Below are 20,736 nucleotides of genomic sequence, written 5' to 3' on the forward strand. Positions count from 1 at the left end.
CAGATTTAGTATAGCTGAATAGACTTGTTTTTCAATCATATTTTTCATAATATTAATATTTTCTTTTATATTTTCAATTTACTAAAATAAAAAAATCTCTGCCGGTTACGATTCGATAACCACCACAGAGATTTTTTACCATTTGACTCCCATTTCTTCACGAAGTCCGTATCTTCTTATGCAGCTCAATCAAATACAACGCATACTGCAGTGGCCGCCTGATCGACTGCTGGTACTTCAGCTTTTGCCCCATCTGCTTAAAAATCTCCCGTCCCGGCTTCGGATTGATCTCGATCAGCCAGACGCGTCCATCCGTGTCGATCCCGATATCAAGCCCAAGCTCCATCATCCGTCCATAATGATTCTCCACCGTCACCGCAGTCTGATGAGCCAGCTCGTGACATTCGGAGAGGATCGCATGTGTCCGCTGCACGCCGAAGCGTGGGGTGAGGAACTCCTTAGCTGGTATCGCTTTACCGCCGCCGTGCAGGTTGGACGTGGCACTCTCCCTGCCACCGACGCGTACGCCCAAGCCGGTGACGCTCCACTGGCCCAGCTCGTTTTTCTGGATCAAAAGGCGCATATCGACGGCCCGGCCAGGTACGAGATTGAGATCAAGACCTTGCTGGATGACGAATTTTTCGCGTTTTTTCCAATTCTCCACCCAGTCGCGCAGGGTGCTGTAGGTTCGGGTCGTGCCCCGTTTTCTCGCACGTTGTTTGTCGCGTCCAAGCAGGTGATAGGCGCCCGCTCTGCGCTCGATCTTGAGGATGCCGCGTCCGCCTGTGCCGTTGATCGGTTTGGCGTACAGCACCGGATAGGCTTTGGTCATCTCGCGGAGCTTGGGACGGCTGTACTCCCATGTCTCGGGCAGCCAGCGGTGCATCCGCTCATCCTGATATAGTACGCGATGAACCGCCCATTTGTTAGCCAGACGGTTGTTGGTATAGAGAGATGTATCGTTTTGGCGATGGGCCACGTAGTCTTTGAATGCCTGATTGGGCGAGTAGCGGTACCGGTCGATCACCGCATCGGGTCTGGGATAAATCCGGCTCACCCAGCCCTTGCCCCCCGCCGGTGCTGGCGTAAACCCTCGCACTCGCTTGTGATCGGGGAACACGTCGGCTGGAGAAAACAAAAACACCGTCGCTCCCAGCTCCTCCCCCTCTTTGCACAGCTGGCGAAAATATCCCGGCTCCGCGAAGGAATTCCCTTCCCGCCACGTTAAGATGCCGATGATGGGCTTTTTCATGAGGAAACACCCTTTCTGCCCGGTCTTACACTTGACAGTCTATTCGCCGCAAAGATGGGACGTGCGCCCAGAAAAAAAGGAGCAGCAGAAGCCGCTCCCAAACACTTCAATTCTATCTACTTCCAAATTCCATCCGGACACTGATTCCGCGTCCGCCCGCCCTCTGATCGGTTTCCGTCTGCCTAGTCTCCTCCCCCACCACAGCTGCTGCAGCTGGAGCCGGAATCACTGCTGCCGTCAGAAGAGTCGCACGAATCATGGGAGCTGTTGCCAGATACATAGCCCCCACAGTTGGACGCCGAGCTGGAATCTGCCTGTTTAGCCCGATCCAGCAGCATCATGTGCTCCGCGTAATCGTCCTGCGCATACAGCGACAGATAGACCGAGCTTGTGGCAAGCATCAGGGGAAGATCATCTTCCCACTGTCGACGGCGAACCCGATCCGCCATGTGGTTCACGTATTCTTTGACAGAGGTCTCACGCATCTCCTGATCGGCCCGCTTGATCTGATTCTGGAGCGTCTCAATCAGATGCTGCACCCCCTTCGCCACATCTGGATAACGGGTAACCGCCTGACTGTTAAAGTACTTCTCGATCAATTCACTCACGGTTTTATTGCGGAAGTCCTGCAGAAGCCGCGGATCAAGCGGATTCTGGAAAAAGCCTCTATACATATGACGACTCGGCGGTGTGCCGGTGAATACCTGATGATAGACCCAGTCGAACCAAGCCCGCTCATGCGGCATCGAGACCGTCTCTGTGTGTGGGGCATGATGGATAAACTGACCTGCGACATGATCACAGATCGTGCTGTACTCGCGGGTGAACATCAGCATCTCGTGCCAGACATCGTCCACCTTGGTACTAAACATGGGGACTTGCTTTAGGACAGCGGTCAGCATCAGATAGCGCTTCAGCTCGAACAATCGCCACATAAACTCTGCATCCTTCATCTTCGGATGCGTCTGCATCACCCGGTACTTGAGTCGGGCGGTAAAATCAGCGTCAAAGGAAGCCTCCAGCCTATCTACCGTCAGCAATAGCTTGGATGCTTTTCGAAGCCCCAGATCTTTTGGGGTCTCAGGATACTTTTCATAAATCCGGTTTGGGTTGAACCATTTGGGTGCGTTGATTCCGATAATAACTGCGATGATGACGATAGCGGCAATGATAAAACCTAACATAACATCGCCCCCCGGCATATGATCCTTTTCTTTCATTTTAACTGAAAAAAAGGAAAAATGTTCAGAGGGCTTTGTTTTGTTTTTGTAAAGATTTTATGTTTTTTCCAATGCGCCTGATTCGAGCTGGTGACGTTTGGGACGGAGGAACAGGTACAGCATGATCGGGACCAATATCTGTACGGTCAAGGCATACATCGGCCACTCGCGGTTGAATTTGAACAGCTGAATCGCGTCACTGAAAAACCAGAACGAACAGACAAAGGTCAGGTACCCCAGCGGTGTGACGATAAAATCAACCGTAAACTGTGGAAACATCCGCTTGATCCCATACGAGACGATGTAGAGGCTGTACGCTACCTTGGTCAGCATGGTCGGCAGCCAGACCCCGATCATCGGAAGTTCAAAGCGGTCTAAAAAGTCGGTTACCCGCAGTTGCCGGACGGTTTCATAGGTGGGATACATCAGCCTTGGCACGATTTGACCACCTAAGATCAACAGCGAGCACATCCCTATGATTATCAAAAGAACGGTTGACAACAGCAGAGCACGGACGCCCAACCGAAACGGCAGGGTACGGTTCGAAAAGATTAGGGCCATCCCAAGCACCTCGCCAAAGTACGGCAAGTTATACCAGGTAGCAATCCCAATCCCTTGCCAGTCATATTCATTGTATGGCATGAGAAAGGAATAATCGAAATCTTTGATTAGGAGTACAGGAATCAATAAGATGACAATCACCAACGCAGGGGCAAAAAACTCTGTCATCCGCCCCAAAATCTCTACACCCCCACGGGCAATCATCACAATAGTCAACACCGTAAGTGAACCTGTCACCCAAAGAGGGGTCTGCGGCAGCAATGTCACATTAAAAAAATCAATGATTAATCGAACGTCTCTGGTTAGAATCATGAAATAGAGCAGGACAAATGAGCCGATTACAAATTTGCCCCAGAACGGATAGCGGCTCGACATCACCTGAAACAAATCTTGATCAGGAAATCGGGCGAGCACCCTGCACAGGAGCCAGAAGATAAACAGGATGATCAGGCAACAGAGGATCGGAGGGAGCCAGACTTGTTGCTTAGCGTATTGGGTCGTGGGAGCCGGCAAGGAAATCAGTGTCGAATTGATGACATACATCGCCCCGATCAAGACGATTTGATGGTTGGAGATTCTCATGGGTTCCCTCCTAATCGTCCTCTCTGAATGGAATGAGGGGATCAACGAGATTCTCCATCCCTACCGTCATATACCAGACATGTTCCGCAGTTCTGGTATAGACCCAGATGGCACTGCTGAGCAAAAGGATAACATAGGTCGCATAGCGGACGGGGCGGCCCAGCTCTTGCAATTGCTTTCGCTGAAAAAACAAAATGAGCAATGAAATAAAGAGCGCACTTACCATCGAGGCAATCATTTTTGGATGTTTCGATCCCTTCTGCCAAACGGCTTGATTAATGCACCTGAATGTTCAATATGGGTATGGACTTCAACCATCACTTTCACTTTTGGATACATTTCGTCCCAACGACCGGAAAATCTTTTCCATTCTTTAGGAAGTTGATTATAGATTGTTTTCCCAAACCCAATCGCGTCTGAATTGTACTTTCGTTGTAATTTCCGGATACCTGATTCCACTGTGGATTTGATGGTTTGAGCTAACACTTTTTCCATATTATGGAGGTTGTGTTTCCTGCCCAGTTCCAGGTTGGATTCATTTTCAATGATCGTCCCGCTCGCCCGTATTTGGATCTTCATCGTGATCTGATCACCTTGGATGACAGGTTGGTGCTTCACGGAAATGAATGGAAACACAGCAGTGATCTTACCCTTGGCTCCCGGGGCCATGATCGTGATCTCCGGACGGGTGGCTTCCCCCATCCCCAATAGAACCCCTTTCGCTTCTTTTCCAGACAGTAAGCCGGTTAACTTGTCCTGATGAAAGACAGCAAGTCCATCCAGCTCGATGGTAGACTTTCCTCCCTTTTCACCAGGTCCGGGAATGGATTTTTTGAGGGAGACGATCGGCAGTACCAAGTCGATCCCATCTGAAAGTATCAGATTAACGACATGCTTAATCGTCCGGGGGTTTTTCATCGAATTGACTGCGAGCTCTCGGATCATCTCTGCCGGGAACTTCTCAATCGGTGCATCCGCATTCAGGATACGGTATCCAGGTCCCTTGGAAATCACGACAAAAGCGGTCATGCGGTTCTGAGGGATGCGACCCAGAACATCCATGATAGGCTCTATTCCATCTCTGGCTAGCCCTTCCCCAATCATAAAGGTACGGCGATGGGCGTAATAGAGAAAACGGGAGACGCTTTTTTGCTGCTCGAGACTAGATTCCCGGATGGTCTCGGCAAAATCCGAAGCATTAAACCACGGCTTGTTGCCGCTCGTCCCACCCCCTCCCCCCTGACTGCCGACCCCGCCCAGTTGGCCAGGCAGTGCGATTTGGAGTGTCGTACGGTATTTGTCTTTCTCCTTGTCCGCTGCTGATCCAACGACGAAGGCGACATCGTTGACCTCTCGGCGGTCCCAGCAACCTGTCAGTAGGCAGGCAGCAAGAGTGATCCAACAAGCAACCCTACGTTTTGGCACGGTTGACTACTCCTCCTGTTGATTCTGAGTGGGATGGGCCTGCAATTCGACGCGGCGGCGGTTCTGCTTGTTAAAGGTAATCGGACGGTATTTCATATTCCACCAAGGGGCACGGACGAACAGATCCTTCATCATGTTCTTCTGATACGGTGAAATACCAGACAGATACGGCACTCCAAACGAGCGGAGATGGCACAGATGCAGCACAATCCACACCATACCGATGACGATCCCAAACAACCCCAGCGCAGCCGCCAAAAACATCAACGGAAAGCGCAAAACTCGAATCGCGATCGCAAAGTTATACTTCGGGATGGTAAAGGAAGCAATCCCCGTAATCGAGACGATGATCACCATCGGCGCAGACACAATCCCCGCCTGTACCGCCGCCTGCCCGATGACCAGCGCACCGAGGATCGAGACGGCCTGTCCGATTGTCCGGGGTAAGCGAATCCCCGCTTCCCGCAGCGCCTCAAAGACGATCTCCATGATCATCGCTTCGACAATCGCTGGGAAAGGGATCGATTCCCGTGAAGCCGCCAGACTCAGTACCAGCGTCGTCGGCAGCATATCCTGGTGGTACGTCGAGATCGCAATATACATCGCAGGGGTCAACAAGGCAATCGCAGCAAAAATAAACCGCAGCCATCGCAATGTCGTCCCGATGAGAAATCGTTCGTAGTAATCCTCGGTGGCCTGTATCATCTGCCAGACCGTCACGGGAGCCGTCAGCACAAAAGGTGTGCCATCCACAAAAATAGCAAACTTCCCTTCCAGCAGTTGACCTGCCACGGTATCAGGGCGCTCGGTATATTGGAACTGCGGAAACGGTGAAAACGGCTGCTCCTCCATTAATTCTTCCAGATAGCCCGTCTCCAGCACCCCGTCTATTTTAATCGCCTTTAGGCGTTTCTCGGCCTCCTCGATCACGCCTGGGTCAGCGATTCCTTCCAGATAAGCGAGTACGACATTGGTTCTCGTCTCCTCCCCGATGATGAACGGCTTGGTTTTTAACCGGGTGGATTTCAGGCGAAAACGCAGAAGTGCCGTGTTGGTCCGCAGATTTTCCACGAAGCCCTCACGCGGCCCGCGAATTACCGTCTCACCCGACGGCTCTGCCACACTGCGCCGGGTACCCCCGATGACATTGAGCATCAGGCATTCTTCATAGCCTGTCACGAAGAGTGCCACATTCCCTGCCAGAACCCCGTCGACGATCTTTGGAATCCGTGTCATGCGGGTGAGCTGTGTCAGCGATACACGCTTCTCCTGCAGTGCCTCGGGACTGACATGATCAGGTATGGTCGTATACTCCAGCAGCAGGGGGATCAAGATGTTGTCATTGATATGATCTGAATTGACAATCCCGTCGACGAAAATGATCAACGCCTCTGTCTCGTCATTGATCACCAGTCGGCGGAACACGATATCTGAGCAATGGTCAAATACCTCTTTGACTCTCTGCTCATTCTCATCCAGATCAGACGAGACAGGTGCGTCTTTTACATTGGCTGCATATTCATCTACGTTCACCTGACTCTGGTTCGTCTCCCGTAAATCCCGTCCCAGTTGTTTGGGGTTTCTTCTTTTCCGAAAAAAGCGGAGCATATCGATCTCTCTCACCCCTGCTTCCTGTTTACTGTATCCGATGTTTTATGTTTCCAATTCAGTTGGTAAGATATGCGTGTATAGGGGAGTGGCGGTAAATGAAGGGCAATTCTGAGAGAGAAGGAGCACGTTAACTGTCCAACCAAAAAAAGAGACCGTTGACGATTCGTCACGCTCCCTTTTTCTAGTATTATTTATGTAAATAAAAGTAAATCAGGTTTTCTCTCATCTCAGCTTCCCGCCCAAAACCCAGCTTCTCCAGCAACCGAATAGACCGCAGTGATGGAAGACTTCAACTATATGATCCAGCGGGAGAATGCGGAGGGTAAGTCTCGGAGCTTCGAAGGTGGGATAGATCATAGGATTCGTCATCTCGTTACAGTCGAGACACTTCGCCCGAGCACCTCCAGATCCCCCGGCATCCCCGCCTCAACCGTCACGACTTCCCCGCCAAACGGATGCACAAACCTCAACTCCCGCCCATGCAGCGCCTGCCGTCCCGCCTTCAGCTCCTTCACCTGCTTCCCACCATACAGCGTATCCCCAATCAACGGATGCCCCAGATACCCCATATGCACCCGAATCTGATGCGTCCGGCCCGTCTCCAGCCGACACTCGACCAGCGTCGCATTCTTATACCGCTCCACCACCCGATAATGGGTCACTGCATGCTCCCCGTTCGGAGAGACCCGCCGTCTCGTCGGATGATGCCTGTCCTTGCCGATAGCAGCATCGATCTTGCCCGAATCCTTCGCCACGACTCCATGGACAAAAGCGATATACGTCCGCTTAATCTCCTGCGCCCGCAACAGCTCATCCAATAAAGCCCCGGCCAGCGCATGCTTGGCATACAGCACTGCGCCCGAGGTGTCCTGGTCGAGCCGATGCACATGGCGCACCTTCGCCTCGATCCCCTGCTTTTTCAGATGACCTGCCACGCGGTGATCCAGCGTATCCTTATGCTCTGCCCCTGTCGGATGTACCAGCAAGCCCGCCGGTTTGTTGACCACCAGCACATGATCATCCTCATACAAGACATCCAGCTCAGATCCAGAAGAAATCACAGGCTCTACCCCATACGTCTCCGGCTGCAACACCCTGAGAGCCACCTTCTGCCCTGCCTTCGTCTGGTGATGCTGCAGCACAGGCTCGCCGTCTGCCACTATCTCTTTGTGTTGAAAAAGCAAGTGGGACGTCTTTTTCGGCAGACCCCACTTGCTTCTGAGCAAATCGCCGTAGGTCATCCCCGCTTCGTTGTCCGTCAGGGTTCCTACCAGCCATTCGCCGTCTTTTTGCATCGGTATCATCATGGTGAAAATCTATCCTTTCAGTGAAAACCAGCGATCCGGGTGGTTGGTGCAGATTTGGATGCCTTCGCTCAATTCGGCGGTCATCGCCATGTGGGCAGACTCGTCAATCGTCCAGGCGACCAATCCTATTCCGGCTGTGGTCAGGTTATGTACGAGTTCTGGGGTGAGATAATGATAGGCCATGGAGACGAGGCTGGCGCCGATATGCTTGATCTGCTCAGGAATCATCGTCGGATAGCCGTAGATGATCGGGCCGACACGCAGGTCAGGGGCCAGCTCCTTCACCTTTCGGACGCTTTCGTGGTTGAACGATGTGACCACCACATGCTGCTCCAGCTCGTAGCGGCGGATCAGCTCGATCACTTTTGCCTCAATGCCGTTCTGCTCATTCATCCCCATCTTCTTCAGTTCAATATTTAACAGTTTTTTCCCCGTGTTGGCAATCAATACTTCTTCCAGCGTCGGAATCCGTTCACCTGCGAATTCTGGGCCGTACCAGCTGCCAGCGTCCAAGGCACGCAGCTCGGCAAACGTATGCTCATGCACAAGCCCGCGCCCGTTGGTGGTACGCTCTAGCGTGAAGTCGTGGATCACAATCGGGACACCGTCACGGGACAGCTGCACGTCGAATTCGATTCCGTCCACCTGCGGATGATGCAATGCTTTGGTGATCGCCGCCAGCGTGTTTTCTGGGGCTTGACCTGACCAGCCACGGTGGGCCATACATGGATTTTTGCGCATAGGTTTTCCTCTCCCTCTCATTCTCCTGCCTGCAATACCTGCAATCCCTTCATGCAAAAACAGGGCATGACACGTCTGCATGGTCACACCCTGTTGATTCGAACAATCTTATTTTAACAGTTTTTGGCCTTTTTCGGCAGCTTTATTCAGGGCGTCCTGAGGGGTGGCTTGACCGAGGATGGTACGTTGGATTTCGGACATGATGGTTTCCTGAAGTTCTTTATAGCCTGGGGCCATCGGGCGTGGCTTGGCGTATTGGAGCTGGTCGATCGCTACCTTGAACTGCGGCTTCTCGGCGTAGAGTGATTTCATCGGCTCGGACTCCAGTGCGGAGGTGCGGACTGGCATGTAGCCTGTCTCCTTGGAGAACTTCGCGGTGCGGTCGGATTCGGTCAGCCATTTCATGAACGCCCATGCTCCTGCTTTCTCTTCTGGAGTGGACTTGGACAGCATGACGAGGTTCGCGCCGCCTGTCGGTACCCCGAAGCTTTCTTTTGCCGGGAGGAAGGCAGTGCCGACGTCAAACTTCGCCTTTTCCAAAATCCCGTTAAGCGAGCCTGTGGAGGTGAAGATCATGCCGACTTTTTGGTTGGTAAAATCAGCTTCAGCGACGTCCCAGGCATCGTATTTTTCACCTGGAGGCATCTTCATCGACTGTTCCTTGATCATATCGCTCCAGAATTGGATCGGCGCGGTTCCTTTGTCGTCGTTGAACTTCACTTGCTTGCCGTCTTCGCTGAGGATCTCGCCGCCAGCTTGGAAGGTCAGCGCTTCATAGAACCAGATGTCGATTGGCGTAGAGAAGCCCCATGTCTGAGCATCCCCTTTGCCTTGGGAGAGCTTTTTGGAGAATTCGCGCAGCTCGTCCCAAGTTTTTGGGCCTTCTGGATTGAGTCCTGCTTTTTTCAGCATATCACGGTTCACATAAAGCAACGGGGTGGAGCGGTTGAATGGCAGCGCGACGAACTTGTCCTGCCAATAGGAGTTGCCGAGCAAGCCGGGGATGTAGTCCTGCATATCCGTGCCATTCTGTCCCTCTGCGAATGGCTTGAGGTCTTCTAATGCACCTGCATCGGCAAAAGCGGCGATCGATGCGATCTCTACCATCGTCACATCAGGCTGGGTGTTGGTCGCAAGTGCGGCTAATACTTTGGCGTGGTTGTCGTAGTAGTTGCCTTGGTACGTAGCTTTTACTTCGACCGCCTGCTGGGATTGGTTGAACTCGTCGACCATCGCTTTGACGATCTCGCCGTTTTTGCCGCCGAGGGAGTACCAGAAGTCGATGGTTACTTTTTGCCCACCAATTGCGCCAGCGTCTGCTGAACCTGCACCGTGGCTGGCATGATCTGCCGACGTACCTGCTGGCTGTGCCTGCTGACCACAGCCTGCCAGCATACTGACCGCTGTCAAGGCGGCGATGATCCAAGATTGCTTTTTCATGAACGTGTTCCCCCACTCCATTATTTTTATTGAAAAGGATTATTTTACGCCCGAATAGACAAACGCACGGATGATCTGTCGTTGGGCCATAAAAAACATCAGAAGAATCGGCAAAACGAGAATCACATTGCCCGCCATGACGATGTTCCAATAGATACTGCCCTCGCTCGATTTGAGCATCGCAATCCCCAGCGGCAGTGTGCGGAACGCGTCATTGTTGGTCATGACCAGCGGCCAGAAGTAATCGTTCCAGTGATAGATGAAGCTGAATAAGCCAAAGGTAATCAGCACCGGCTTTGCCATCGGCAGCATGATCGTCCAGATGATCTGCCACTCGCTCGCCTTATCCAGCCGTGCCGCCTCGATGAGCTCCTCCGGTACCTGCATGAACGCCTGCCGCAACAGAAAAATCCCGAACGCACTCGCCGCATACGGCAGGATCAGCGGCAGATAGGTGTTGAGCAGATCCCACTCACTCATCTGGATGAACACCGGCAAAAATGTCAGCTGCGGCGGTATCATCAAAGCGATGAGCGTCAAGGCAAACAGCACCTTCGACCCACGAAACCGATACCGCGCAAACGCATACGCCGCCGGAACCCCGGTTACTATCTGCAACACCAGAATCGCCACCGCGACAAAGATACTATTGAAGAAATAGGTCAAAAACGGCCCTGATCCCCACGCCTGCGCGAAGTTCTCCCACAGAATCTGTTCAGGAATCCACGTCGGCGGGAAGACATGCACCTCATCCATCCCCTTCAGTGCCGTCAGGGTCATCCACAAAAACGGAAAAACAAACATCAGGGCAATCCCCGCCAAGGCAAGGATCTCCGCCCCTTTACGGAACCAGCGCACAGCACTCATCACGTATCCCTCCCTCGCCTTTTAGCGGTAATGAACTCTGCGGGACAAAATCAAAAAATGAAAGACCGTCATCAAGCCGATCAGCACGAACAGGACAACCCCTGCGGCAGACGCATACCCGATCTTGAAGAACTCGAAGCCATACTCAAAAATGTAATACACCAGCATGTTGGTGCTGTTGACCGGGCCGCCCTGTGTCATGATTTTGACTGTATCAAACACCTGAAAAGACGAGATCGTATTGACCACCAGCAGGAAAAACAGTGTCGGCGACAGCATCGGTAGAGTAATCCGCCAGAACTCACTCCAGACAGATGCTTTGTCCAGCTGGGCGGCTTCATGCAGCTCCTTGGGGATGCTTTGCAGTCCGGCGATACAGACGAGCGTGTTGTAGCCGACCATTTTCCAGACGCTGACCAGTACGAGCGCATAGATCGCCGTGTCATTGTGCGAAAGCCATGGGGACGGCGGCAGACCGATGAGGCCAAGCAGCCAGTTGAGCAGACCGTACTGCGGGTCCATCAGCCAGAGCCACAAAAGCGACACCGAAACCAGCGAGATGATATACGGGCTAAATATCGCGCCCTGCATCATGCTGTACACCCAGCCACTGCGGTTGAGCCAGAGCGCCAGCACCAGTGCCAGCCCGAGCGCAATCAACACCGACAGCACCGTGTAGAGCACCGTATTGCTCATCACCTGATGAAAGTCGGGGTCAGCCAGCAATTCCTGATAGTTTTCCAGCCCGACGAATTCTTTGACAGGATGAATCATGTTCCACGAGGTAAAACTCAGGTAGATCATGTACCCGATCGGATAGAGAAAAAACAGCCAAAAGATCAACATCGACGGTGCCGTAAACAGGTACGGACGAAGCTTCTCCGCTGCCCTCATCGCCTACACCCCTCCGCTCACATCGGCACGGGTACTGAAAAAGGCGTCACGGGCGATCCGCTCCCCATTTTGCGCGAAATAGTGGCAATGCACATAGGGAAAATACACCACAACCGATTCCCCGACACGCAACAGCTCTTCCTGATAGCTCTTGACCATCACGCGTCCGTACAGGGTGGATACGGAGTAGATTGTCTCCGAACCGAGCGCTTCCCGCGTGTCGATGATCCCGGTAATATCGAAGCCATCCGACTTGGACACAAGCGAAAGCGGTGCCTGCTCGTGGCTTACCATCTGCAATTTTTCCGGACGGATGCCAATATGGATGCGCTGTCCGCGTTGGCTGTGCAAGGCAGCGAGATGGTTGGCCGGGAGTGGCTTGGTGATCGGGTGGTTGCCGATCTTCACCTCTTTGCCTGATGCATCGATCATCGCTTCAAACATATTCATCGGCGGTGTCCCCATGAACTGCGCAGTGAACAGGTTGCTCGGCTGATCGTAGACGACCAATGGCTGTGCCGCCTGCTGGATACGCCCCCCGTTCATCAGGACGATCTGATCGCCCATCGACATCGCCTCCACCTGATCGTGCGTGACATAGATGAATGTTGTGCCAAGCTCCTTATGCAGCATGATCAGCTCTTGGCGCATCTGGTTGCGCAGCTTGGCATCGAGATTGGAGAGCGGTTCATCCATGAGGAACACCTTGGGCTTTTTCACCATCGCACGGGCAAGGGCGACACGCTGACGCTGACCGCCGGAGAGCGTAGCAGGCTTGCGCTTGAGATAATCGGCAAGCCCTGTCACCTCGGCGATCTCATCGATCAGCTTTTTCCGCTCGGCACGCGGTACATTGCGGTTCTTCAGCCCGAATTCGATATTTTCGTAGACGGACATCGTTGGGTAGAGCGCATAGCTTTGGAACACCATGGCGATATCGCGGTCACCTGGCGCGGTATTGTTGACCTGTTGCCCGCCGATCCAGATCTCACCGTCTGTCTCTTTTTCCAGACCTGCGATGATGCGCAGTGTCGTCGATTTACCGCAGCCGGACGGGCCGACCAATACGGTGAACGAGCCTTCTGTGATATCGAGGCAGATATCGTCTAAGACGGTCTGCTTCTCAAATGTTTTGGTAACATGCTTGAGTGTTACGGAAGCCATGTCATTCCTCCTTGTACGTCTGCCTCTGACGCTCTGTGATGAAAAAAGAAAACCTCAGTCTCAAACCATCAAAAGTGTTAGTTTTGATAGTAAAAGACTGAGGTTAATTTGGTTTAAACTGGAAGTAAAGGTATCGTAAAGAAACGTCAGGCTTTGTGAACAAGCCCTTCTAACTGCTTGGTCAGCTTCTCCAGCTGCATGAAGCTGTCGACCACCTCTTCGATACGACGGTTCTGTTCCTCGATGCTGGCGAGAATCTCTTCCACAGCTGCACCTGACTCTTCGCTGATCTCAGACAGGCTGGACAGCTCCCTGACGATGCCGGCAGAAGATGCCTTGACCGTGCTGACGAGTCTCTCCACCTCATCGGCGCGCTGCTCGACATCGTTGGTGTTGTGACTGATCAGGTAAAAAATCTCGCCGGTCTGCTCGGTCGCCTGGTAGCTCTCGTGAATCGCCCGTTGCCCCTCATTGACCTGTCCGACCGCCATGCTGGTCTTCTGACGAATCTGTTCAAGGATCACCCCGATGCGAGAAGTGGACTCGCTGGAGTTCTCCGCCAGCTTGCGTACCTCATCAGCGACGACGGCAAAGCCTCTGCCATGCTCTCCGGCCCGGGCCGCCTCAATCGCAGCATTGAGCGCCAGCAGGTTGGTCTGAGAGGCGATATCGCTGATCGTGGTGAGAATCTCGCTGATCTGCTTGGATTGTTCGTCTAAATCGTTCATAATAGTAACGGTATTGTCTACGATCGTACGGACATGGCCGATCCCTTGTACAAGCGAGCTAAGCTGGTCGCTGCCCCTGCCGGTGACGCTGTTGGTATTCTGGGAGAGTGTCATCATCTCTGCAGAGCTTACGCTTACCTGCAAGACACCTTGGTCCACCTCTTTGATGACGTCGCCGATCTCGGTGATGCTTGTGACCTGCTGTTCGACACCGCGTGCTACATCTTGGAAGGCGAGGGTGACTTCCTTGGAAATCTGGCCGGAAGCGATGACATTGGCGTGTACATCTTTGCTGAAATTTCCCAGCACATTGACGGAGTGTCTGATCTCAGTGAGGATCTCTTCTACTTTTTGATTGGCTTCGATAGATTGCTGTTGCTTTTCTTCCATGTCCTTTTGCAGCTTTTCACCGATGCGGGCCTGTGTGATCAGCATACCTGTGATGAGGATGAACATCAGATCGACCCCGATTAAGGTTGAGAACTTTTGCGACGAGAACATGGTCGCCCCAAAGCCTGCCACATAGTAGTAGTTGGTCAGGGCAAGTCCGATCAGAGAACTCATCAGGATCACGCGATAGTTATGATACAACGTGACGACCGCCAGGCTATAGTAGACGAGCAGGTAGGAACCCACTGTCGGACCTGACGTAGCAAGCATATAAGAGATTACGGCAAGCACGATCACGACGAGATACGGCGTCTGCTGAACGAATATCTTTTTGGCTACAAGCACACTGACGGTCAGGCAGCAAAGTACACCTGTAGTCAGCAAGACATGAAGAGTCTGTCCCTTGGATGCTAAGGTGACGAATGTTACGAGTGCGAGTGAGAACCAAAGAAGTTTAGATAAGAGCTTGTTTCTTGAGTGAAGATGTTCAAATTGAGTCATGGAGCCTCTCCCTTTACTTGTTATATTTATCTTTTGACTCCATAGTAATTTATTTTGTTTTATTTTGGAATATATTTAGAAAAAACAACATCCATTACTTTTTATTACAGAAGAAACAAAAATAAGATTTTTATTTTTCTATCATCTATATTTCTAGCAATTATAATGAGAGAGGTTAACTAACAGCTTGCGTATGTGGACGGGAATCGGTGCGTTTGTATACGTTTTATATATGAGAAGGAGGTACTTCTGTCTATGATTCATGTTCTATTCGTCTGTCTCGGCAACATCTGCCGCTCTCCGATGGCGGAGGCTGTCTTCCGTCATCAGGTCGAGCAAGCGGGATTGTCTCGGCAGATCTCGGTAGATTCTTGCGGACTGGGCGGCTGGCACGCAGGTGAACCACCGCACCAAGGCACCCGGAAGATTTTGACGGCAAAAGGCGTCTCCCATGATACTCTGCGGGCGCGTCAGATCGTGCAACAGGATTTTGACCAATTCGACTATATCGTCTGTATGGATGAGGAGAATCTCGCAGGACTCAAGCGATTGGCACCGAATGCACAGCATATCTCCCGCTTGATGGATCATGCTGCCAATACGGGCGAGGCCAATGTGGAAGACCCTTACTATACCGGGCGCTTCGAATACGTGTATGACTTGGTTGAGGCTGGCTGCCAGGGATTGCTCGCGAAGATCTGTGCAGAGCACGGGTTATCCGGGACGGCAAAATGAGCCTGTCACTGACCAAGCAGACCATGAAGCACTGGTGCGGCCAGCTCTCTTATAAAAAAGGGGAAGCCCTCAGTCGCGCCCGAAAAGTCTCTTATACCAAGTATGACCTCGATACCCAAAGCTTCACTGCCACTGTGAAAGCCACCAGCACCCACGACGTCAGCATCCAATTCTATGACAACGGCGATGTGGAAGCCGAGTGCAGCTGTCCTACGCTTGGTTCGTACCATCAGTACTGCCAGCATATCGCTGCTGTCTTGATCAATCTGTATACACTCCAGCAGGACGGTGCAGTATCTCCGCTCTCATCAGACCATTCTGGTAACGTCGAGCCTAGCCACGCTCCCTCTTTTGCCGGAGATGTTGAGTTGACCAACAGTATCCTTGCGCTTTTTGACGACAAGCCCGTCCGTCCGATCAGCAATCAGACCCTGATCGAGACAAGGGAGCTGCTCGAAGTAGAATTCACCTGCCGACTGCTCACCTACAGCAGGCGCACATCGCTGCTCGGTATCGAGCTGAAGCTTGGCCCCAAGCAGCTTTATGTCGTATCCCATCTCAAAGAACTTTTAGACCGAATCGACCAAAGACAGCCCTGCCGCATCTCCCGGAATTTCACCTACGACCCGGACGTCCACAGCTTCACCAAGGAAAATGAAGCCGTCATCCGTCAGCTGATCCAGATGTACCACGAGGAAAAAACATACCGCGACACCTCTCCCATGTATTCCGTACATGCGGCCAGTGCCAGCGCCGACCGGATGATCCTCGTCCGTCCCGCCATGTGGAAAACCCTGCTGCCGCTACTCAAACAGGCTCCCAAGGTTCTGCTGGCTGACGGAGATCGCAAATTCAGCGGTATTGAACTCTCCCATGATAAAATCCCGCTCCACTTCGCCTTTGACCAGGCCGGGCCACAAGCCTATCAACTGGATGTGCAGGGTCTGGAGAAGATCACCGTCTTGGAGTCGTACGGGATGGTTTTCACAGATGGAAGGCTGATCACCTTACCCGCCAGCCAATGCAAGCGCCTTGCCGACCTGACAGACCTCCTGGAAAAATCGGGTCAGGATCACATCCAGATAGAGAGCGGACAGATGGAAGCTTTTATGGAAAAAGTGATCCCCGGTCTAAAGAGGCTTGGCAACGTCCAGATCTCCAAGGCGGTCTCCGAGCAGATCGTGCAGACTCCGCTGCAGGCCAAGCTGTATCTGGACCGCGTGAAGGACAGGCTGCTTGCCGCACTGGAGTTTCAATACGGGGATATCATCATCAATCCGCTGGAGGCAGAGGTCAATGGACAGAACCGCTACTCCGACCGTCTGCTCGTGCGGGACAGCGAACAGGAGCGGCACATCACCGAGCTGATCGAGCGTAGCCCTTTTACCAAAACAGAGGGCGGGTATGTGATGACAGACGAGGAAGCCGAGTACGATTTCCTCTACCATGTCGTGCCCCAACTGGAAAAGCTGGTCAAAATCTACGCGACCACCGCCGTCAAGCTGCGGATTCATACCGGACACAACATCCCCAAAGTAAGCGTCAATGTGGATGTCGATGATCGGATCAACTGGCTCGAATTCAAGCTCAATATGGATTGGATTCCTGAGACCGAAATCCGCAATCTGCTGCAATCCTTAGAAGAGAAGCGCAGGTACTACCGCCTGCCGAACGGTTCCCTGCTTCCCTTGGAGGGCAACGAGTTTCAAGACCTCCATCTCTTCATGAGCGAGATGGGCCTGCACAGCAGTGACCTGAGAGGCACAGAGCTTCGCCTCCCCGCGCTTCGCGGACTCCAGCTGATCGACCCGAACACGCAAGGCCATAACGTCAAGCTGAGCAAATCCGTACGTCAATTGCTGGACAACCTGCGCAATCCCGATCAGCTTGACTATCCGGTGCCAGATTCCTTGGCTTCCACGCTGCGTGATTATCAGAAGTTCGGATTCCAGTGGATGAAGACGCTGGCCCATTATGGGTTTGGCGGGGTTCTTGCAGATGATATGGGGCTTGGGAAGACGATCCAAAGCATCGCATTCATCGTCTCGGTGCTGCCCGACATCAGACAGCAGCAGACACCCGCCCTGATCATCTCCCCCTCCTCGCTCATGTACAACTGGAAGAACGAGATGCAAAAATTCGCCCCAGAGCTGCGCGTCGCCATCGTGGACGGAAGCAAAACCGACCGCAGGCGCATCCTGCAAGACGTGTCCCAGACCGATGTCATCATTACGTCCTATCCCCTGCTGCGCCGGGATTATGAGCTATACCACGATGAATCGTATCACACCCTCATCCTCGACGAGGCACAGGCGTTCAAGAACTATGCGACCCAGACGGCAAAAGCGGTCAAGCTGATCTCATCGCAGTACCGCTTCGCCTTGACCGGGACACCTGTCGAGAACCAATTGGAGGAGCTTTGGTCGATCTTCGATGTCGTCTTCCCCGCCTTGTTCCAGGATCGCAAAGCATTCAACAATCTCACACGGGACATGATTGCCAAGCGCATCAGACCGTTTCTGCTGCGCCGCGTGAAGACCGATGTCCTGCAAGACCTGCCGGAGAAAATCGAATCCCTGCATGCCTCTGAGCTGTTGCCCGAGCAGAAAAAGCTCTACACCGCCTATCTCGCCAAGCTCCAGCAGGAGACCCTCAAGCACCTCAACGAAGGCAGCTACCAGCAGAACCGGATCAAAATCCTCGCCGGTCTCACCCGCCTGCGCCAGATCTGCTGTCATCCCGCTCTTTTTGTCGAGGGGTACAAAGGCAGCTCGTCCAAGTTCGAGCAGCTGATGGAGATCGTCGAGGAATGCAGAAGCACGGGCAAACGCCTCCTGCTTTTCTCCCAATTCACCGAGATGCTCGGCTTGATCGGACGGGAACTGGGCTATCAGGGGATTCCGTATTTTTATCTGGACGGCCAGACCCCTGCGCGCGAGCGTGTCGAGCTGTGCAATCGGTTCAATGACGGCGAAAGCGAGCTGTTCCTGATCTCGCTCAAAGCTGGCGGTACCGGACTCAACCTGACTGGAGCCGACACCGTCATCCTCTATGACCTCTGGTGGAACCCCGCCGTGGAACAGCAGGCCGCTGACCGCGCCCACCGCATCGGGCAGAAAAACGTGGTACAGGTCATTCGCCTCGTCACCCAAGGTACGATGGAAGAAAAGATGTACGACCTCCAGCAGAAAAAGAAGCATCTCATCGACGAAGTGATCCAGTCAGGTCAAGAATCTTTCTCCTCATTGACTGAGCAAGAGATCCGCGAAATCCTGATGATCGGATAAAGGATGGGTTTAGCGATCGATCAGAACAAAAAGAAGCCTTGACCACTGTGCATAGCAGCAGGTCAAGGCTTTTTTCCCGTTCAAAATGATGAATGTCGACCATAGTACGTAATCTACCCCACCGTAATTGCGTTCAGGTTACTGACGATCCATCATGAAAGGATTATAATGGATACGGTAACACAATAACTTGTACATACAAGATAAAGGGGATATATCATGACAGATAATCAAGTAGAATTGGTCGCACTACATTCAGAAAATTGGTACGAATGCTGCAAATTGCAGGTTGCCAACGAGCAAATCCACTACATAGAGCCCAATGCGGTATCGATCGCTCAGTCCAAATTCGAACCTACCCTACAGCCCTACGCGATTTATTCGGATGGCAAGCCTGTTGGATTTCTGATGTACAATACCGTGGAGGAGGAGCTTGGCGGGTATTGGATTTACCGTATCATGGTCGATCAGCATGCACAGGGGCAAGGCATTGGATTAAGGGCGGCCGAGCTCATGATTCAACAAATGGCTGCCCTGCCTGGTTGCCAACGAATCGTGGTCGGCTATCATCCCGAAAATCAGGGAGCAGACCGTCTGTATGCCAGATTGGGCTTTGTCGACAAAGGCGACCGTTTTGGTAAAGAGATGGCGGTCATCCTTGATCTATAGATCGGATAGACAATTGGCAAAAAAGCTCTGACGCAGTGATCTGCATCAGAGCTTTCCTTCTTATATCGTATGTAGCAACATGATCATTTGAAAGAAGTTGGTGCGGCCGAAGGGACTTGAACCCCCACGGTGTTGCCACCACTAGTACCTGAAACTAGCGCGTCTGCCAATTCCGCCACGGCCGCATATTCACATGTTGTTGAGTAAGATGGCGGACAGGGTGGGATTTGAACCCACGAGACGGTTCAACACCGCCTACACGATTTCCAATCGTGCTCCTTCGGCCACTCGGACACCTGTCCATCTGTAATGGCTCCTCAGGACGGACTCGAACCGCCAGCCTACCGGTTAACAGCCGGTTGCTCCACCATTGAGCTACTGAGGAACAATATAAAAGTGGTGGGCCTAGGCTGACTCGAACAGCCGACCTCACGCTTATCAGGCGTGCGCTCTAACCAACTGAGCTATAGGCCCATTTTACTTTAAAAATTGGTGCGGTCGGTGAGACTCGAACTCACACGGGTCGCCCCGCCACCCCCTCAAGATGGTGCGTCTGCCAATTCCGCCACGACCGCAAATCAATTATGGAGGGAGTACCCGGATTTGAACCGGGGGTGAAGGTTTTGCAGACCCGTGCCTTACCACTTGGCTATACTCCCACTGATATGAAAAGATATTATGGGGCGATCGAGGGGATTCGAACCCCCGAGTGCCGGAGCCACAATCCGGTGTGTTAACCGCTTCACCACGACCGCCATAATGAAAAACATTTTGTAGATAAGTGGCGGAGGGAGAGGGATTCGAACCCCCGTGACGTTGCCGCCTAACGGTTTTCAAGACCGCCCCGTTATGACCACTTCGGTATCCCTCCGCAATAGTAAAGTGAAGATATGGTGCCGGTAGAGGGACTTGAACCCCCACGGTTTCCCTCACGATTTTGAGTCGCGCGCGTCTGCCAATTCCGCCATACCGGCTTATTCAGATGAAAAATGGTCGGGAAGACAGGATTCGAACCTGCGACCCCTTGGTCCCAAGCCAAGTACTCTACCAAGCTGAGCTACTTCCCGATCATATAGTGGCGTGCCCTGAGAGATTCGAACTCCCGACCTTTTGATTCGTAGTCAAACGCTCTATCCGGCTGAGCTAAGGGCACATCTGTTATGGAGCGGACGAAGGGTCTCGAACCCTCGACCTTCGCCTTGGCAAGGCGACGCTCTACCAATTGAGCTACGTCCGCATCTTTTTGTTTGGAAAAATGGTGAGCCATGAAGGACTCGAACCTTCGACCCTCTGATTAAAAGTCAGATGCTCTACCAACTGAGCTAATGGCTCCCATAATGGCTGGGGTACTAGGATTTGAAC

General features: G+C 52.6%; 16 protein-coding genes and 13 tRNA genes. 3 read left to right on the forward strand and 26 right to left on the reverse strand.

Annotated features, from left to right (window positions below; all coding sequences use genetic code 11):
- Positions 1–157 precede the first annotated feature (157 nt).
- The 13 genes from FGI41_RS02540 to FGI41_RS02595 all read right to left on the reverse strand — a co-directional run bounded on the left by FGI41_RS02540 (position 158) and on the right by FGI41_RS02595 (position 14,683).
- Positions 158–1,252, reverse strand: a complete 1,095-nt coding sequence (locus tag FGI41_RS02540) for a YheC/YheD family endospore coat-associated protein (RefSeq protein WP_139488296.1) — start codon at positions 1,250–1,252, stop codon at positions 158–160.
- Between the two features lie 182 nt (positions 1,253–1,434).
- On the reverse strand, positions 1,435–2,436 hold the full coding sequence (locus FGI41_RS02545) for a UCP032817 domain-containing protein (RefSeq protein ID WP_139488297.1): 1,002 nt from the start codon (positions 2,434–2,436) through the stop codon (positions 1,435–1,437).
- 93 nt (positions 2,437–2,529) lie between these two features.
- Positions 2,530–3,615, reverse strand: a complete 1,086-nt coding sequence (locus FGI41_RS02550) for a GerAB/ArcD/ProY family transporter (protein ID WP_139488298.1) — start codon at positions 3,613–3,615, stop codon at positions 2,530–2,532.
- A 10-nt stretch (positions 3,616–3,625) separates the two neighbouring features.
- The gene (locus tag FGI41_RS25800; protein ID WP_497497524.1) at positions 3,626–3,853 is read right to left on the reverse strand and encodes a hypothetical protein; all 228 of its coding nucleotides are present in this window, start codon (positions 3,851–3,853) and stop codon (positions 3,626–3,628) included.
- A complete protein-coding gene (locus FGI41_RS02555) occupies positions 3,850–5,040 on the reverse strand; it encodes a Ger(x)C family spore germination protein (RefSeq protein WP_139488300.1) in 1,191 nt (396 codons plus the stop codon). The genes FGI41_RS25800 and FGI41_RS02555 overlap by 4 nt, the downstream gene beginning before the upstream one ends.
- Positions 5,041–5,046: 6 nt before the next feature.
- Positions 5,047–6,648 (reverse strand): spore germination protein, encoded by a 1,602-nt coding sequence (locus tag FGI41_RS02560; RefSeq protein WP_139488377.1) that lies wholly within the window; start codon positions 6,646–6,648, stop codon positions 5,047–5,049.
- 368 nt (positions 6,649–7,016) lie between these two features.
- Positions 7,017–7,955, reverse strand: a complete 939-nt coding sequence (locus FGI41_RS02565; RefSeq protein WP_139488379.1) for an RluA family pseudouridine synthase — start codon at positions 7,953–7,955, stop codon at positions 7,017–7,019.
- 12 nt (positions 7,956–7,967) lie between these two features.
- Positions 7,968–8,699, reverse strand: coding sequence for a glycerophosphodiester phosphodiesterase (locus FGI41_RS02570; RefSeq protein ID WP_139488302.1), 732 nt, complete (start codon positions 8,697–8,699; stop codon positions 7,968–7,970).
- A 108-nt stretch (positions 8,700–8,807) separates the two neighbouring features.
- Positions 8,808–10,139, reverse strand: coding sequence for an ABC transporter substrate-binding protein (locus tag FGI41_RS02575; RefSeq protein WP_139488304.1), 1,332 nt, complete (start codon positions 10,137–10,139; stop codon positions 8,808–8,810).
- A gap of 39 nt (positions 10,140–10,178) precedes the next feature.
- A complete protein-coding gene (locus FGI41_RS02580; RefSeq protein ID WP_139488305.1) occupies positions 10,179–11,006 on the reverse strand; it encodes a carbohydrate ABC transporter permease in 828 nt (275 codons plus the stop codon).
- Between the two features lie 21 nt (positions 11,007–11,027).
- Positions 11,028–11,900: a carbohydrate ABC transporter permease gene (locus FGI41_RS02585; RefSeq protein ID WP_139488307.1), complete on the reverse strand. Its 873-nt coding sequence runs from the start codon at positions 11,898–11,900 to the stop codon at positions 11,028–11,030.
- A gap of 3 nt (positions 11,901–11,903) precedes the next feature.
- Positions 11,904–13,064, reverse strand: coding sequence for an ABC transporter ATP-binding protein (locus FGI41_RS02590; RefSeq protein ID WP_139488308.1), 1,161 nt, complete (start codon positions 13,062–13,064; stop codon positions 11,904–11,906).
- A gap of 146 nt (positions 13,065–13,210) precedes the next feature.
- Positions 13,211–14,683, reverse strand: a complete 1,473-nt coding sequence (locus tag FGI41_RS02595; RefSeq protein ID WP_176560087.1) for a methyl-accepting chemotaxis protein — start codon at positions 14,681–14,683, stop codon at positions 13,211–13,213.
- A 255-nt stretch (positions 14,684–14,938) separates the two neighbouring features.
- On the opposite strand from FGI41_RS02595, the gene FGI41_RS02600 reads away from it, so the two are divergent.
- The 3 genes from FGI41_RS02600 to FGI41_RS02610 all read left to right on the forward strand — a co-directional run bounded on the left by FGI41_RS02600 (position 14,939) and on the right by FGI41_RS02610 (position 19,374).
- Entirely contained in the window at positions 14,939–15,418 is a 480-nt protein-coding gene (locus FGI41_RS02600) for a low molecular weight protein-tyrosine-phosphatase (protein WP_139488310.1), read from the forward strand.
- A complete protein-coding gene (locus tag FGI41_RS02605) occupies positions 15,415–18,705 on the forward strand; it encodes a DEAD/DEAH box helicase (RefSeq protein WP_139488312.1) in 3,291 nt (1,096 codons plus the stop codon). Before FGI41_RS02600 ends, FGI41_RS02605 begins: the two co-directional genes overlap by 4 nt.
- 219 nt (positions 18,706–18,924) lie before the next feature.
- Complete coding sequence (locus FGI41_RS02610) at positions 18,925–19,374, forward strand: GNAT family N-acetyltransferase (RefSeq protein ID WP_139488314.1); 450 nt, start codon at positions 18,925–18,927, stop codon at positions 19,372–19,374.
- 98 nt (positions 19,375–19,472) lie between these two features.
- Here FGI41_RS02610 and FGI41_RS02615 read toward each other — a convergent pair.
- The 13 genes from FGI41_RS02615 to FGI41_RS02675 all read right to left on the reverse strand — a co-directional run bounded on the left by FGI41_RS02615 (position 19,473) and on the right by FGI41_RS02675 (position 20,706).
- Positions 19,473–19,559 (reverse strand) — tRNA-Leu (locus FGI41_RS02615).
- A gap of 24 nt (positions 19,560–19,583) precedes the next feature.
- Positions 19,584–19,676, reverse strand: a tRNA-Ser gene (locus FGI41_RS02620).
- Between the two features lie 8 nt (positions 19,677–19,684).
- Positions 19,685–19,759, reverse strand: a tRNA-Asn gene (locus FGI41_RS02625).
- A gap of 12 nt (positions 19,760–19,771) precedes the next feature.
- Positions 19,772–19,848, reverse strand: a tRNA-Ile gene (locus FGI41_RS02630).
- A 16-nt stretch (positions 19,849–19,864) separates the two neighbouring features.
- Positions 19,865–19,949, reverse strand: a tRNA-Leu gene (locus FGI41_RS02635).
- 10 nt (positions 19,950–19,959) lie between these two features.
- Positions 19,960–20,033 (reverse strand) — tRNA-Cys (locus FGI41_RS02640).
- A gap of 20 nt (positions 20,034–20,053) precedes the next feature.
- Positions 20,054–20,129, reverse strand: a tRNA-His gene (locus FGI41_RS02645).
- Positions 20,130–20,156: 27 nt separating this feature from the next.
- Positions 20,157–20,245 (reverse strand) — tRNA-Ser (locus FGI41_RS02650).
- A 20-nt stretch (positions 20,246–20,265) separates the two neighbouring features.
- Positions 20,266–20,348: transfer RNA gene (locus tag FGI41_RS02655), tRNA-Leu, on the reverse strand.
- Positions 20,349–20,364: 16 nt separating this feature from the next.
- Positions 20,365–20,441, reverse strand: a tRNA-Pro gene (locus tag FGI41_RS02660).
- A 9-nt stretch (positions 20,442–20,450) separates the two neighbouring features.
- Positions 20,451–20,527 (reverse strand) — tRNA-Arg (locus FGI41_RS02665).
- Between the two features lie 8 nt (positions 20,528–20,535).
- Positions 20,536–20,611: transfer RNA gene (locus FGI41_RS02670), tRNA-Gly, on the reverse strand.
- A gap of 19 nt (positions 20,612–20,630) precedes the next feature.
- Positions 20,631–20,706, reverse strand: a tRNA-Lys gene (locus FGI41_RS02675).
- Positions 20,707–20,736: the final 30 nt, after the last annotated feature.

It is taken from the genome of Brevibacillus dissolubilis (assembly GCF_006170445.1).
In the GTDB taxonomy this organism is placed as follows: Bacteria; Bacillota; Bacilli; order Brevibacillales; family Brevibacillaceae; genus Brevibacillus_B; species Brevibacillus_B dissolubilis.

What these genes read in the sequence shown, in the direction of transcription:
- FGI41_RS02540 (WP_139488296.1), bottom strand. Translation starts at nt 1,252, where the DNA reads ATGAAAAAGCCCATCATCGGCATCTTAACGTGGCGGGAAGGGAATTCC.
- FGI41_RS02545 (WP_139488297.1), bottom strand. Translation starts at nt 2,436, where the DNA reads ATGTTAGGTTTTATCATTGCCGCTATCGTCATCATCGCAGTTATTATC.
- FGI41_RS02550 (WP_139488298.1), bottom strand. Translation starts at nt 3,615, where the DNA reads ATGAGAATCTCCAACCATCAAATCGTCTTGATCGGGGCGATGTATGTC.
- FGI41_RS25800 (WP_497497524.1), bottom strand. Translation starts at nt 3,853, where the DNA reads ATGATTGCCTCGATGGTAAGTGCGCTCTTTATTTCATTGCTCATTTTG.
- FGI41_RS02560 (WP_139488377.1), bottom strand. Translation starts at nt 6,648, where the DNA reads ATGCTCCGCTTTTTTCGGAAAAGAAGAAACCCCAAACAACTGGGACGG.
- FGI41_RS02565 (WP_139488379.1), bottom strand. Translation starts at nt 7,955, where the DNA reads ATGATACCGATGCAAAAAGACGGCGAATGGCTGGTAGGAACCCTGACG.
- FGI41_RS02570 (WP_139488302.1), bottom strand. Translation starts at nt 8,699, where the DNA reads ATGCGCAAAAATCCATGTATGGCCCACCGTGGCTGGTCAGGTCAAGCC.
- FGI41_RS02575 (WP_139488304.1), bottom strand. Translation starts at nt 10,139, where the DNA reads ATGAAAAAGCAATCTTGGATCATCGCCGCCTTGACAGCGGTCAGTATG.
- FGI41_RS02580 (WP_139488305.1), bottom strand. Translation starts at nt 11,006, where the DNA reads ATGAGTGCTGTGCGCTGGTTCCGTAAAGGGGCGGAGATCCTTGCCTTG.
- FGI41_RS02585 (WP_139488307.1), bottom strand. Translation starts at nt 11,900, where the DNA reads ATGAGGGCAGCGGAGAAGCTTCGTCCGTACCTGTTTACGGCACCGTCG.
- FGI41_RS02590 (WP_139488308.1), bottom strand. Translation starts at nt 13,064, where the DNA reads ATGGCTTCCGTAACACTCAAGCATGTTACCAAAACATTTGAGAAGCAG.
- FGI41_RS02595 (WP_176560087.1), bottom strand. Translation starts at nt 14,683, where the DNA reads ATGACTCAATTTGAACATCTTCACTCAAGAAACAAGCTCTTATCTAAA.
- FGI41_RS02600 (WP_139488310.1), top strand. Translation starts at nt 14,939, where the DNA reads ATGATTCATGTTCTATTCGTCTGTCTCGGCAACATCTGCCGCTCTCCG.
- FGI41_RS02605 (WP_139488312.1), top strand. Translation starts at nt 15,415, where the DNA reads ATGAGCCTGTCACTGACCAAGCAGACCATGAAGCACTGGTGCGGCCAG.
- FGI41_RS02610 (WP_139488314.1), top strand. Translation starts at nt 18,925, where the DNA reads ATGACAGATAATCAAGTAGAATTGGTCGCACTACATTCAGAAAATTGG.